This window comes from Sphingomonas sp. BL-S-05 (assembly GCF_055521695.1).
Window position 1 is genome coordinate 223,458 of record NZ_CM145499.1, and the last position, 12,274, is coordinate 235,731.

At 66.9% G+C, this 12,274-nt stretch carries 14 protein-coding genes; 2 read left to right on the plus strand and 12 right to left on the minus strand.

Annotated elements, in window-relative coordinates; genetic code table 11:
• The first annotated feature begins 91 nt into the window (after nucleotides 1-91).
• Nucleotides 92-1,090 (plus strand): adenosine kinase, encoded by a 999-nt coding sequence (locus tag ACZ1JS_RS01000; RefSeq protein ID WP_465167308.1) that lies wholly within the window; start codon nucleotides 92-94, stop codon nucleotides 1,088-1,090.
• Between the two features lie 81 nt (nucleotides 1,091-1,171).
• Here ACZ1JS_RS01000 and ACZ1JS_RS01005 read toward each other — a convergent pair whose 3' ends face one another.
• The 4 genes from ACZ1JS_RS01005 to ACZ1JS_RS01020 all read right to left on the minus strand — a co-directional run bounded on the left by ACZ1JS_RS01005 (nucleotide 1,172) and on the right by ACZ1JS_RS01020 (nucleotide 3,785).
• On the minus strand, nucleotides 1,172-2,716 hold the full coding sequence (locus ACZ1JS_RS01005) for an amino acid permease (RefSeq protein ID WP_465167309.1): 1,545 nt from the start codon (nucleotides 2,714-2,716) through the stop codon (nucleotides 1,172-1,174).
• A gap of 107 nt (nucleotides 2,717-2,823) precedes the next feature.
• Complete coding sequence (locus ACZ1JS_RS01010; protein WP_465167310.1) at nucleotides 2,824-3,201, minus strand: histidine triad nucleotide-binding protein; 378 nt, start codon at nucleotides 3,199-3,201, stop codon at nucleotides 2,824-2,826.
• 4 nt (nucleotides 3,202-3,205) lie between these two features.
• Nucleotides 3,206-3,523, minus strand: coding sequence for a phosphoribosyl-ATP diphosphatase (locus tag ACZ1JS_RS01015; protein ID WP_465167311.1), 318 nt, complete (start codon nucleotides 3,521-3,523; stop codon nucleotides 3,206-3,208).
• 1 nt (nucleotide 3,524) lies between these two features.
• The gene (locus ACZ1JS_RS01020; RefSeq protein WP_465167312.1) at nucleotides 3,525-3,785 is read right to left on the minus strand and encodes a hypothetical protein; all 261 of its coding nucleotides are present in this window, start codon (nucleotides 3,783-3,785) and stop codon (nucleotides 3,525-3,527) included.
• 58 nt (nucleotides 3,786-3,843) lie between these two features.
• On the opposite strand from ACZ1JS_RS01020, the gene ACZ1JS_RS01025 reads away from it, so the two are divergent.
• Nucleotides 3,844-4,605 (plus strand): peptidase, encoded by a 762-nt coding sequence (locus tag ACZ1JS_RS01025; protein ID WP_465167313.1) that lies wholly within the window; start codon nucleotides 3,844-3,846, stop codon nucleotides 4,603-4,605.
• Between the two features lie 220 nt (nucleotides 4,606-4,825).
• Here the strand turns inward: ACZ1JS_RS01025 and ACZ1JS_RS01030 are convergent, their stop codons facing one another.
• The 8 genes from ACZ1JS_RS01030 to ACZ1JS_RS01065 form a co-directional block, all read right to left on the minus strand.
• Nucleotides 4,826-5,284, minus strand: coding sequence for a MaoC family dehydratase (locus ACZ1JS_RS01030; RefSeq protein WP_465167314.1), 459 nt, complete (start codon nucleotides 5,282-5,284; stop codon nucleotides 4,826-4,828).
• A gap of 39 nt (nucleotides 5,285-5,323) precedes the next feature.
• On the minus strand, nucleotides 5,324-6,583 hold the full coding sequence (locus ACZ1JS_RS01035; RefSeq protein WP_465167315.1) for an alkaline phosphatase family protein: 1,260 nt from the start codon (nucleotides 6,581-6,583) through the stop codon (nucleotides 5,324-5,326).
• A 45-nt stretch (nucleotides 6,584-6,628) separates the two neighbouring features.
• Nucleotides 6,629-7,729: a redox-regulated ATPase YchF gene (ychF, locus tag ACZ1JS_RS01040; protein WP_465167316.1), complete on the minus strand. Its 1,101-nt coding sequence runs from the start codon at nucleotides 7,727-7,729 to the stop codon at nucleotides 6,629-6,631.
• Nucleotides 7,730-7,794: 65 nt separating this feature from the next.
• Nucleotides 7,795-8,379, minus strand: a complete 585-nt coding sequence (locus tag ACZ1JS_RS01045; protein WP_465167317.1) for a TIGR02466 family protein — start codon at nucleotides 8,377-8,379, stop codon at nucleotides 7,795-7,797.
• A gap of 38 nt (nucleotides 8,380-8,417) precedes the next feature.
• Nucleotides 8,418-9,323 (minus strand): CE1 family esterase, encoded by a 906-nt coding sequence (locus ACZ1JS_RS01050; protein ID WP_465167318.1) that lies wholly within the window; start codon nucleotides 9,321-9,323, stop codon nucleotides 8,418-8,420.
• A 222-nt stretch (nucleotides 9,324-9,545) separates the two neighbouring features.
• Complete coding sequence (locus tag ACZ1JS_RS01055; protein WP_465167319.1) at nucleotides 9,546-10,415, minus strand: AraC family transcriptional regulator; 870 nt, start codon at nucleotides 10,413-10,415, stop codon at nucleotides 9,546-9,548.
• Between the two features lie 307 nt (nucleotides 10,416-10,722).
• Nucleotides 10,723-11,289: an aminoacyl-tRNA hydrolase gene (gene pth, locus ACZ1JS_RS01060; protein WP_465167320.1), complete on the minus strand. Its 567-nt coding sequence runs from the start codon at nucleotides 11,287-11,289 to the stop codon at nucleotides 10,723-10,725.
• Nucleotides 11,290-11,516: 227 nt separating this feature from the next.
• Nucleotides 11,517-12,185 (minus strand): 50S ribosomal protein L25/general stress protein Ctc, encoded by a 669-nt coding sequence (locus tag ACZ1JS_RS01065; protein WP_465167321.1) that lies wholly within the window; start codon nucleotides 12,183-12,185, stop codon nucleotides 11,517-11,519.
• Between the last annotated feature and the right edge of the window lie 89 nt (nucleotides 12,186-12,274).

Below are 12,274 nucleotides of genomic sequence, written 5' to 3' on the forward strand. Positions count from 1 at the left end.
CAACGCCTTGCCTGCCTCCGCGCCGCTGGCTAACGCCGCTGGCAACGTCCGCGCCTATGCTGGCGGCGGATCGATTGTTCGGAGACCTTATTTGACCCAACCCACGCTCGACGTCGTCGCGATCGGTAACGCCATCGTCGATATTCTGGCGCAGTCCGACGACGCTTTCCTGGCCAGGCAGGGCATGACCAAGGGGTCGATGCAGCTCGTCTTCTCCCCCGCCGATGCCGATGCGCTCTATGCCAAAATGGGTCCGGGCCGCGAAGTATCGGGCGGGTCGGCGGCGAACACCGTCGCGGGCATCGCCGCGCTCGGCGGCAAGACCGGCTTTATCGGGCAGGTCGCCGACGATCAGCTCGGCGCGGTGTTCGCGCACGATATCCGTGCCGCCGGCGTCCGCTTCGACACGGCGGCGCGCGCCGGCGAGCCGACCACCGCGCGCTGCCTGATCTTCGTCACGCCCGATGGGCAGCGGACGATGAACACCTTTCTCGGCGCGTCGCAATTCCTGCCCGAAGCCGCGCTCGACGCCGATCTGATCGCCAGCGGCGCGATCCTGTACCTCGAAGGCTATTTGTGGGATCCGGAAGAGCCACGCGCTGCGATGCGTGCCGGCATCCGCATCGCCCGCGACGCGGGGCGCAAGGTCGCCTTCACCCTGTCGGACACCTTCTGCATCTCGCGCCACGGCGACGACTTCCGCGCGCTGATCGCCGAGGGGCAGGTCGACATCCTCTTCGCCAACGAGAGCGAATTGCTGGCGCTAGCGCAGGTGGAGGACTTCGACCTGGCGGTCGACCAGGTCAGCGCGCAGGTACCGGTGCTGGTCGTGACCCGCGGCGAACAGGGTGCGATCGCAGTGACCGGCGGCGAGCGTACCAGCGTTCCCGCCCAGCCGATCGAGCGCGTCGTCGACACGACCGGCGCGGGCGACCTGTTCGCCGCCGGCTTCCTGCACGGCCAGTCGCACGGCTATGACATCGAACGCTCGCTGAAGCTCGGCGCGCTGTGCGCGGCCGAGATCATCTCGCACTATGGCGCGCGACCCGAAGTCGACCTGACCAAGCTGATGGTCGAGAAGCTCGGCTGAACGCGGCGAATCCTTACAAAAAGAAGAAGGGGGAGGCCGACTGGTTCGGCCTCCCCCCTTTTTTGTCTGCTTCCGGCTCGATCAGTGCGAACCGGGCGTGCTGCGATGATCGTCCATTTCCGCGACTTCGACGATCCCGCGACCCAGATGGCTGCGGCGATAGCCATAGACGAAATAGATCACCAGTCCGATCGCGCCCCATACCGGCAGCACCAGCTTTGCGTCCGGCGGCAGTGCCAGGAACAGGCCGACACACCCGATCATCGTCGCCGGTGCGACCAGCCAGACGGCCGGCGTACGGAACGGGCGATGGCGATGCGGATCGCGCTTGCGCAGCACCAGCACGCCGACCGCGACCATGAAGAAGGCGAACAACGTGCCGGCATTGGCGATGTCGGCCAGCTTGCCCACCGGCAGGAACGCCGCGGCGAAGGTCACGCCGATACCGGTGATCGCGGTGATGACGTGTGGCGTCTTCCACCTGGGGTGGATCGCCGACAGCTTCTCGGGCAGCAGGCCGTCACGCGACATGGTGAAGAAGATGCGGGTCTGGCCGAACAGCATCACGAGGATGACTGACGGCAGCGCCAGGAAGGCGGCGAGGCCGATCAGGTTGCCGATGTTCAGGTAGCCGATCTCGCGCAGAACGTGCGCCAGCGCTTCCTTCGAACAGGCCAGCGGTTCGGTGCCCATGCCCGCCAGTTCGGTGCAACGTGCGCCGAGTACCGTCGAACCCGGTGCCAGCCATTCGCCAAGCGCCGAGGTCACCGGCTGCGACCCGAGCGGCGAACCGATCGCACCCGCTGCCACGAGCATGTAGAAAAGAGTGCAGATGCCGAGACTGCCGATAAGGCCTAGCGGCACGTTGCGTTGCGGGTTCTTGGTTTCTTCCGCCGCGGTCGAAACCGCGTCGAAGCCGACATAGGCGAAGAAGATCGACGCCGCCGCACCGACGATGCCCTGACCTTCGCTGCCGACCCAGCCATTGGGGGCGAAGGGTTCGAAATTCTCCATCCGCATGACCGGAAGCGCCAGGATGATGAACGCGGTCAGCGCCGTTACCTTGATCGCGACGAGCACCGCATTGACCTTCGCGCTCTCACTCGTGCCGAGCATGAGCAGGCCGGTGATGAGCAGTGCGATGGCGACGGCGGGCAGGTTGATGAAGCCGCCGGGGACGTACGGCCCGGTAATCAACGCGGTTGGCAGGGTAATGCCGAACCACCCCTGCAACTGCCCGACGAAATAGCCGGACCATCCGACCGACACCGCCGACGCGGCAACGGCATATTCGAGGACCAGCGCCCAGCCGACCATCCATGCCAGCAGTTCGCCTAGCACCGCATAGGTATAGGTATAGGCCGATCCCGACACCGGGACCATCGAAGCGAATTCGGAATAGCAGAGCGCCGCTACCGCGCAGACGACCGCGGCGATGATGAACGAGATCATCATGCCCGGGCCGGCCTTTTGCGCGGCTTCGGACGTCAGCACGAAGATGCCGGTGCCGATGATCGCACCGACGCCGAGCATGGTCAGCTGGAACGCACCGAGGGTGCGGGTTAGCGATTTCTTTTCTGCGGTCGCGAGGATCGCGTCCAGTGGCTTGATACGCCCGAAAATCATGCAGGCCCCCCAAACACGGCGCCTTCTATCGAGGGCCGCGGATTACAAAGGCGCAAACCTACCCGCAAATCCGGCCCGTGCAATTCCTTTCGTGTAATAAAGCTGTCCTATCGCGAAAGCATCGGTCCGAGCGGCGCTCCGCCGAACAGGTGGACGTGCAGATGCGGCACCTCCTGTCCGCCATGGCCGCCGATATTGGCGAGCAGGCGATATCCCGGTTCGACCAACGCGTTGTCGCGCGCAATCTGTCCGACCGCGCGGACGAATCCTGCGATCTCTTCGTCGCTGCCACGCGCCGAAAAATCGTCCCACGACACATACGGCCCCTTGGGGATTACCAGGATATGGACCGGTGCCTGCGGCGCGATGTCGTGGAAGGCGAGCGCGAATTCGTCCTCATAGACCCGCTTGGCCGGGATTTCGCCGCGCAGGATTCGGGCGAAGATGTTGTCGGGGTCGTAAGCCTGGGTGGCGTCGATCGGCATGGGATCACTCCTTGGGACGGGCAGCCTTTTCGGCGATGCCGGAGCGGCCTTCGCGGGCGGTCAGTTCGGCGCGGACGTCGTCCAGCGAGATGCCCTTCGCCCGCAGTAGCAGCGTCAGATGGAACATCAGGTCGGCCGCTTCGCCGATCAGCCCGGCACGGTCGTCCTGACAGGCGGCGATGACGCATTCGACCGCTTCCTCGCCGACTTTCTGCGCGATCTTGGCGGTACCGCGGGCATGGAGCTTCGCGACATAGCTTTGGGTGGGATCGCCGCCGATGCGGCTGGCGATTACCGATTCGAGCCGGTCGAACGCGTCCATGTCAGTCCTTGCGCTTGCGGTTGCGGATCGCGCGCCGTGCGAGCACCACCATGAACGCGAACGCGGCAAAGGTCGCAACGTCTGACAGGGCGAAGCCTTCACGGGGTGGTGCGACGCCCGAATGGGCGGCGAGGGCGGCGGTCGGCATGGCGCCATGCTCTATGCCCTTTGGCGGGCGGCGGGCAAGCGGCACGATCCGCGCCGTACCGGGACGGTTGCCTACAGGAACCGGCTGGATCGGCCGGTCGTTTTGATCGATCATCCATTATCGGGCGCTGCGACCTTTGCCGGGTCGGACGGCGACCTGCGGGAGTAATCGCATGTTTTACCGGCTGCGCGCGATCGTGCTGGCTTTGGCGGCGGGGGCGGGCGTGTCCGCCTGCGCCTATGGCGATTTCGGTTATGGCGGCGTGGGGGTCGGCGTCGGGTCGGGCTATTATGCCGGGGGTGGCTATGGCGGCTATGGCGGCTATTACGACCCATATACCAGCGGCTTCGGCGATCCCTATTGGGGATGGTTCGGCGACTATTATTATCCGGGCACCGGCTATTACGTCTATGACCGCTATCGCCGGCCGTTCCGCTGGAACGATCGCCAGCGTTATTACTGGCAGCAGCGGCGCGGCCAATGGCGTGGTGGCTGGGGCGACAACCGGCCGCGCTGGGACGGATGGGACCGGCCCGGTTTCGACCGGCGTCCGGGTTTCGAGAATGTACCGCGCGGGTCCAGCCAGTCGCCATTGCCCGGCCGTTCGGGTGGCTGGCGCGGGCGGAGCGATGCCCTGCCGGGTAATCCGCCGCGGCAGGGATTCGAACGGCGCGGCTTCCAGTACGTCCCCCGCGGATCGAGCCAGTCGCCCGTTCCGGGCCAGACGGATGCAGCCCCGGGCAACGCGACGCGTCCGGGGTTCGAGCGGCGGCGCGGGTTCGAAAACGTCCCGCGCGGGTCGAGCCAGTCGCCGCGACAGGGGGCAGGGGCGGTGCGTGGCTTCGATCGACCGGAAGGGGTTCGGCCGGGCGGTGGCCGGTTCCGTGGTGCGGAAGGACGCGGACCGGGTCGGGGCGCGCGGCGGCCGGATTGAGGTCGCGGGTCCGGTGATCGGAGAGGTTCGCGAGGTAGGAAGGCCGGCCCTTCGTGGAGGCCTGGAGGAAGCCTCTCCTTCTGCCGTACCCCGGCAGAGGCCGAGGTCCGGTTCAGAAGGCTAACCGGCGTGCCTCCTTTATCGCCCAACTGAACTTTGCCCTTTCGCTGGCGTAGGGGAGGTTCGCAGGCCCATCAAATTTGAAAACCGGCGGTCGCGTCTACCCGACGTCCGTGTCCGCCCGCGTGGCGATCAACGCCTGCGAAATGAACGTCAGCACGACCTGATCGTCCTGATTGCGCACCGTCACCTGGCTGGCGACGCTGCCCATTTCGGGGCGGCTGGTCGAGCGTCGCACCGACAGCACTTCGGTCTCGCACGACAGCATGTCGCCCGGATAGACCGGTCTCCGCCAGCGCAGTTCATCGATCCCCGCCGCGCCGAGGCTGGCGACGGGGTGGGCTGCCCAGTGCTCGACCAGCATCGCCATCGTCATCGCACAGCTATGCCAGCCACTCGCCGCCAACCGCCCGAAATGGGTCCGCGCGGCGGCGTCGTCGGACAAGTGGAAGGGCTGCGGATCATATTGTCGGGCGAAGTCGAGCACCGCGTCGCGATCGACCAGGTAGGAGCCGAAGCGGGCGGTGTCGCCGACGGCGATATCCTCGAAATAGCGCATCGCACAGATTTCAGACCGAAACCCGCCCACTGGCAAGTGTTATCGCAGCGCGCGTCCGGCAATGCCGTCGTCGCCGTCGAGCGACGGGTCGGCGGGCAGACCGAGCATCCGGCGCAGCAGGGGATGGATGGCGGTGTTGCGGAACGGCGGCAGCGTCACGCCCGAACGAAAGGCAGGACCGCCCGCGACGAACAGAGCCTGCATCTCCGGCGCGGCGTTGTCATAGCCGTGCGCACCACCATTGACCGGGCGGGTCGGAGCGGTCGGTGCGATCATCCAGCCGATCTCCGCAAGGCACAGGAAGGACGGCGCCCGCGGATTGGTGCCGTAGCGGAGCCGCGCCGGGACCTTCGCCTTGGGCCAGCATTGCATGTGCTGCCGCGGTTCAGCAAGGGCGGCGGCAAGCGCGGCTTGCTGGCCCGGCATCGGCTCGATCGCCGCATAGGGGCCGGTTTCGATCAGGCGGTAGCTGCCGGCGGGCGCGATGCGGTCGAACGGGATGACGCGGTCGGTGGCGATCGCGGCCATGCCATGGTCGGCGACGACGACGAGGTTGGCGGGCTGACCCAGCGCCGCGAGGTCGCGCTGCAATCGGCCGATCGCGGCATCGACGCGGGTCATCGCCGCCAGCGTCTCCGGCGCGCCGGGGCCATGGTCGTGGCCGGCCACGTCGACATCGTCGAAATAGACGGTGACGAAGCGCGGGCGGGTCGCCGCCGGGCGTCGCAGCCAGTCGACAACGCCATCGACTCGCTGTTCGGCGGTGATCTCCTGATTGAATGCCTGCCAGTCCGATGCGTGACGTCCGCCGGCATAGACGCCGTGATCGGCCTTGCCGGTGCCGCCCCACGCGACCTCGCTGCCCGGCCAGAACAGCGTCGCGCTACGCACCCCGCCTTCCTCGGCGGCGACCCAGATCGGCTTGGCCGTGTTCCACCAGAAAGGGTCGTCGCTCTCCATGGTAAAGACTTCACCGGGGCGGGCGGCATCCTCCATCTTGTTGCCGACGATGCCCGACTTGTCGGGGCGGACGCCGGTGGCGATCGTCCAGAAATTCGGGAAGGTCTTGGTCGGAAAGCTTGGCTGCATCGACGCCGACACCCCGTCCGCCGCCAGCCGCGACAGGTTGGGCGCGACGGCTGGCGAGAGATAGTCGGGACGTGCGCCGTCGACGCCGATCAGGATCGTGACCGGCGCCTTCGCCTCGGCAACCGCTGCGGTCGGCGGAACGACCGTCTCGCTATGGACGACGCAACCCGACAAGGCAGCGAGGGCGACGAACAGGGTCGGGATACGCATGCCTAGCTCCCTATCGCCGGCGCGTGACGGGAATGTGGCGGGGGATCAGACGTTGAAGCGGAACAGCATCACGTCGCCGTCCTGCACGACATACTCCTTGCCCTCGGCGCGCAGCTTGCCGGCATCGCGGGCGCCGCTTTCGCCCTTGCAGGCGATATAGTCGGCGAAGGCGATGGTTTCGGCGCGGATGAAGCCGCGTTCGAAATCGCTGTGGATCTCGCCCGCCGCCTGCGGTGCCTTCGCCCCGACCGACACGGTCCAGGCGCGGGCTTCCTTTGGGCCAACCGTGAAGAAGGTCAGCAGGTGGAGCAGCGAATATCCGGCGCGGATCACGCGGGCGAGGCCGGTTTCTTCGAGACCCAGGTCGGAAAGGAATTCGGCGCGGTCGGCGGGGTCCATCGTGGCGATATCGGCCTCGATCGCGGCAGAGACGACGACCGCCTCGGCCCCTTCCGCCTTGGCCTTGGCAAAGACCTTGGCCGACAGTTCGTTGCCCTCGGCGGCGTCTTCCTCGTTCACGTTGCAGACGTAGAGGACCGGCTTGGCGGTGAGCAGTTGCGCCTGCGCGAACAGCCGCTCCTCTTCCTCGTCCTTGATCTCGGTCAGGCGGGCGGGCTTGCCTTCGCGCAACAGGTCGAGCGCGCGGCCGAGCACCGCGGCGGCGACCTTGGCTTCCTTGTCGCCCTGCTGCCCCTTCTTGGTCAGGTTGGGGACGCGCTTTTCGAGGCTTTCGAGGTCGGAGAGCATCAGCTCGGTCTCGACCGTATCGGCGTCGGCGATCGGATCGACCCGGTCGTCGACATGCTGGATGTCGTCATTCTCGAAGCAGCGCAGGACGTGGACGATCGCATCCACTTCGCGGATGTTGCCGAGGAACTGGTTGCCCAACCCTTCACCCTTCGACGCGCCACGGACCAGCCCGGCGATATCAACGAAGGCGAGCTGCGTCTCGATCTTCTTGGCCGAACCGGCGATCTCGGCCAATTGGTCGAGGCGCGGGTCGGGGACGGCGACGTTGCCGACATTCGGCTCGATCGTGCAGAAGGGATAATTGGCCGCCTGCGCCGCCTGTGTCTGCGTCAATGCGTTGAACAGGGTGGACTTGCCGACATTCGGCAGGCCGACGATACCGCAGCGAAAACCCACTTGGCGCAATCCCGGTGATGATGGAAAGCCCGCCCCTTAGCGGCTGCGGCCGGGCTTTGCAAAAGCTACCAGCGATAGTTGAAGCTGACGCTGATCCGTTCTCCCTTGCCGGCGTGCGGCATGACCTCGTGCCGGAGCCAGCTTTCCCACAGCAGCAGCGTGCCGGGCTGGGGCGCAACCGTCTCGAACGTGCCGGGGCGGGTGGGGGCGGCCATCAGCATCGGCAGCCGGGGATCCTCGAACCGGATGCCGCCCGCGCCCTCAGGCACCGCGACATAGACGGTGCCCGACACGACGCTGTGCGGGTGGAGATGCCCCGAATGGCCGCCGCCGGGCTTGAGCAGGTTCACCCACAGGCTGTCGAGCTTGAGCTTGCGCCCGCCCAGTTCCATGCCGCAGGCGGCGGCGAACTTGGCGACATGGCGGTCGAGCACGCGCTTCAGATCGGCGAAGACCGGGTCGCGGAGCGGCAGGTCGTTGAGCGATGCGTAGGAGGTATAGCCGCGATAGCCATGTTCCTTCGACCAGCGGCGGCCGGCCATGTCCTCCTCCGCCAGCGCCCGGACCGAGGCGTCGAGATCGGCGACCAGCGCTTCGTCGGCGAGGGTGGCTTCGTAGAGCTGGGTCGGGAAAAGGGTGCGGACGGTCATGGTGGCGGCTTGGCGGATCGGGCGCGCTTTGGAAAGGGTCAGCGGCGATGCTGTGACAGGAACGCCCATAGCGCGTCGTTGTCGACCACCCAGCTATGGCCGCCGCCGACGGTCACCCGCCCGACCACGTCAGCGCCGCCGCGACAGCCAGTGTAGCGTTCCTCATATACTTTCGCCGCGACCCAGCGGGTGATGGGGGCGGCGGTGCAGCGGTTGAGCGCGGCCCAGCGCTGTTCGGCGGCGTGCATGGTGTAGGACCAGTATTTCGCGCCGCCGCCCTGGATCGGGTTGGTGGTGTCGGCGTCGCCGGCAAAGGCGATGACCGGCACGGGGCGCGAGGGACGGCAGGTGGCCGGGTCGGGACGACTGGGGTCGCTGGCCAGCGGATTGCCGGCGCGCAGCCCGACGACCGGAGCGATGGCGGCGAAGCGATCGGCGGCGACGCAGCCGAGCCACGACGTCATCCGCCCGCCGCCCGAAAGGCCGGTGGCATAGACGCGGCTGGGGTCGACGCAGCCGGCGCTGGCAAGCTGGTCGATCAGGGCACCCAGGAAGGCGACATCGTCGGGGGCGTCGGGGCCGGGGATGGTGCCGGCGACGGTCGGCACGCCGGGGATGTTCCAGACGAAGCCCTGTTCATGCCGGATGCCCGCATCGGGGGCGGCAACGACGAAGCCGTGCCGATCCGATGCCTCGGCGAGCTTCGAGTCGCGCAGCATCGCCGCACCGGTGCCGCCGCTGCCGTGGAGCAGGATGACGAGCGGGGCAGGGCGTGCCGGATCGAAACCCGGCGGCAGGTGCAGCAGCGCCGAGCGCGCACCGCCGTCGATCGTGATCGTCTGTGTCGTTCCGGACGGACCGGCGACGCAGCGCGGCACCGCCTGCGCGACGGTGCCGGTCAGCAGCAGGAACAGGAATGCGAGCCATTGCAACGGTTTGGGCATGGTCATTCTCTTACCGGACCGGCCGGCGACGGGGCAAGCCGGGCCCAAAGTTCACAAAGTTCACACTCGTACCATGTTTGTCGCCTTTCCCCTTTAATGCCGTTGAACGGCGATGATCCGATGGCGGCAGCGCCTGGCGACCGGGAAGCATGACGACGGCATCGGGTGTAGGAAAGCGATTTCGCCGCCATCGGTCCGGTCGCCAGGACGGTACTGCGCGTTCTACCGCAACGGCAGGAACAGGTCGGTGATCGCTTCCCCCTCCGCCACGTCCGGAAAGAAGCTGACGCGCTGGCAGAATAACGGGAAGTCGCGCAGTTCTTCGTCACTGTCCAGTAGCCAGTCGCGGTAGAGATGGAGCGCGGCGGCCTCCAGATCGTCGCTGCGCCCGGTCACGCGCAGCACCGCGCAGCGACCGCCGGGGATGACCGAACTCGTCACGCCGTCGCCTTCGGGAAAGGTGCGATCGGTGCCGACGCACAGGTCGATGCGGATCGGCCCCGCCGCCGGGTCGGCGGGATCGCCGTGGAAGATATTGAAGGTCGGGCTGTCGGCGGGCGACAGGCGGTTGGCGCGACGCCAGGCGATGAAGCGGCGGATGGTGTCGCCGATCAGCGCCATGTCGCCATCGTGGCGCAGGACCGCGACCGGGGTAGCGGGGAAGTCGCGGATGGCAACGGGGGCGAAATGCTGCATCGTTCGGTTCCTCAGATCGTCGAGCGGCAGGAGCGCCGCGCGCCATGGCACCCAGTCGGGCGCGGAACGGAAATCGGACGGGGACTGGCCGAAGCGCTTGCGGAACGCGCGGGCAAAGGCGTCGGGGGCGTCATAGCCCGCGTCGATGGCGACGTCGGTGATCCGGTCGGCATCGCGATAGGCGAGTCGATACGAAGCACGTTTCAACCGGGCAAGCTGGACATAGCGATGCACCGACAGGCCTAAGCAGGCGGTGAACTGCCGGTGGAAATGATATTTGGAGAAAGCCGCGACCGCGCTGACGGTCGCGAGGTCCAGTTCGTCGTCGAGATGCCGGTCGATATGGTCGAGCGCGCGGCGCATGCGGTCGTGATAGTTTCGCTGTGCCGGCGTCATGTCCGTTTCCTGTCGTTGGCACTTGCGTATGCCCACGGGAAGGGCGGGGGCGCTCGACCGATCTTGCGGAAGTGGGCGTGCGTGCTTCAAATACCTTCGTCATTCCCGCCTGTGCGAGACCTCTGCGAATGTTTGCCGCACCGTATCCCCGCGCAGGCGGGGACCCAGGGCCACATTCGCAAGCTGTTGTTTTGCCCGGCTCTGGACCCCCGCCTGCGCGGGGGTACGGATGGGTCCGGGGACAGGTAGCGGACCTTCGCAGAAGTCTCGCCTTCGCAGGAATGACGAAGGGGGGTGGCAGTGCCCCTCACCCCATCCGCCGTGCGACCTCGTTCATGAAGCGGACGTCGTCGCCTGCCGCCAGCCATGGCGCCTCGGCGGCGACCGCGCCGAGCAGGTCGGTCAGGTCGTCCAGCTCGGCCTTGGCGAAATTGCCGAGAACATAGGGGCTGACCCGGTCCTTGTGCCCCGGATGGCCGATGCCGAGGCGGATGCGGCGGAAGTCGGGGCCGATATGCGCGTCGGTCGAGCGCAGGCCGTTATGCCCGGCATGGCCGCCGCCGGTCTTCACCTTCAGCTTGAACGGGGCGAGGTCGAGTTCGTCGTGGAAGACGGTGACGTCGGCAGGCGTCAGCTTGTAGAAGCGCATCGCTTCGCCGACCGAACGGCCGCTTTCGTTCATATAGGTGCCGGGCTTGAGCAGCAGGATTCTCTGCGTGCCGATCCGCCCTTCCTGAACCCAGCCCTGGAACGCCCGCTTCGGCGCGGCGAAGCCATGGACCTCGGCGATCGCGTCGACGGCCATGAAGCCGATATTGTGGCGGTGCATCGCATATTGCGGGCCGGGGTTGCCGAGGCCGGTCCAGAGTTGCATCGCTTGGGTCCTTCGGGATTGGTGGTGTCGGCGCTATAAACGTCATTCCGGCGTCGGCCGGAATCCATCGTGTCGGGTGTTCGCAATCAGGGCGTGACGTTGCCGTGTCCATGAATTCCGGTCTGCGCCGGGATGACGTTGGAGGGAGCGGGAACGTCCCCAAACGCAAAGGAGCGGGACGACCTCGGCCATCCCGCTCCTTCGTAACGCCGGACAGGCGGGGCGGATCAGCCCTCGGCCTTGTCCTCGGCTTCGTCGGCCTCGGCAGCGGCTTCGGCCGACTGCGCTTCGGCGACTTCGGCGTCGAGCGCCTCGTCCTCGGCGGTCAGCGTGGTCGGCGGCGTGATGGTCGCGACGGTGACGGCGTCTTCGGCGGTCGCTTCGGCGCCGTTCGGCAGCGTCACGTCCGACAGGTGGATCGACTCGCCGACTTCGCGGCCGGTCAGGTCGACGACGATCTCGGTCGGGATGTTCGACGCTTCGACGGTCAGTTCGATTTCGTGGGTCACGACGTTGAGCACGCCGCCGTCACGCTTGATGCCGGGCGCGTCGTCTTCGTTGGTGAACACCACCGGCACGGAGACGGTCACGGTCGCGTTCTTCGCGATGCGGAGGAAGTCGACATGGATCGGCTGATCGGTGACGACGTCGAACGCGACGTCCTTGGCCAGCGTGCGCACCTTGCTGCCACCGACATCGACCATGATGACCGAGTTCATGAAGTGGCCGGTCATGAGCTGCTTCATCAGCTCACGGGCGTTCAGGTGAATGCCCTGCGGATCCTGATTGTTGCCATAGATCACGGCGGGGACGCGGCCATCGCGACGCAGGGCGCGGGAGGCTCCCTTGCCTACCCGATCGCGCGTCTCGGCCGACAGGTGCAGCGTATCGCTCATCATGTCTTCCTTAGAAACGGTGTTTGTGTGTCTTGCGCGGCCGGGCCTCCAGGGATGACCCCGGCACGAACAAGCGCGGGCGCATAGGG

Bases quoted from the DNA above. Each gene is read 5' to 3' on its own strand.
- ACZ1JS_RS01020 (WP_465167312.1), bottom strand. From the start codon at position 3,785: ATGATCGATCAAAACGACCGGCCGATCCAGCCGGTTCCTGTAGGCAAC.
- ACZ1JS_RS01045 (WP_465167317.1), bottom strand. From the start codon at position 8,379: ATGACCGTCCGCACCCTTTTCCCGACCCAGCTCTACGAAGCCACCCTC.
- ACZ1JS_RS01015 (WP_465167311.1), bottom strand. From the start codon at position 3,523: ATGGACGCGTTCGACCGGCTCGAATCGGTAATCGCCAGCCGCATCGGC.
- pth (WP_465167320.1), bottom strand. From the start codon at position 11,289: ATGCAACTCTGGACCGGCCTCGGCAACCCCGGCCCGCAATATGCGATG.
- ACZ1JS_RS01010 (WP_465167310.1), bottom strand. From the start codon at position 3,201: ATGCCGATCGACGCCACCCAGGCTTACGACCCCGACAACATCTTCGCC.
- ACZ1JS_RS01050 (WP_465167318.1), bottom strand. From the start codon at position 9,323: ATGCCCAAACCGTTGCAATGGCTCGCATTCCTGTTCCTGCTGCTGACC.
- ACZ1JS_RS01005 (WP_465167309.1), bottom strand. From the start codon at position 2,716: ATGATTTTCGGGCGTATCAAGCCACTGGACGCGATCCTCGCGACCGCA.
- ACZ1JS_RS01035 (WP_465167315.1), bottom strand. From the start codon at position 6,583: ATGCGTATCCCGACCCTGTTCGTCGCCCTCGCTGCCTTGTCGGGTTGC.
- ACZ1JS_RS01065 (WP_465167321.1), bottom strand. From the start codon at position 12,185: ATGAGCGATACGCTGCACCTGTCGGCCGAGACGCGCGATCGGGTAGGC.
- ACZ1JS_RS01055 (WP_465167319.1), bottom strand. From the start codon at position 10,415: ATGACGCCGGCACAGCGAAACTATCACGACCGCATGCGCCGCGCGCTC.
- ACZ1JS_RS01030 (WP_465167314.1), bottom strand. From the start codon at position 5,284: ATGCGCTATTTCGAGGATATCGCCGTCGGCGACACCGCCCGCTTCGGC.
- ACZ1JS_RS01025 (WP_465167313.1), top strand. From the start codon at position 3,844: ATGTTTTACCGGCTGCGCGCGATCGTGCTGGCTTTGGCGGCGGGGGCG.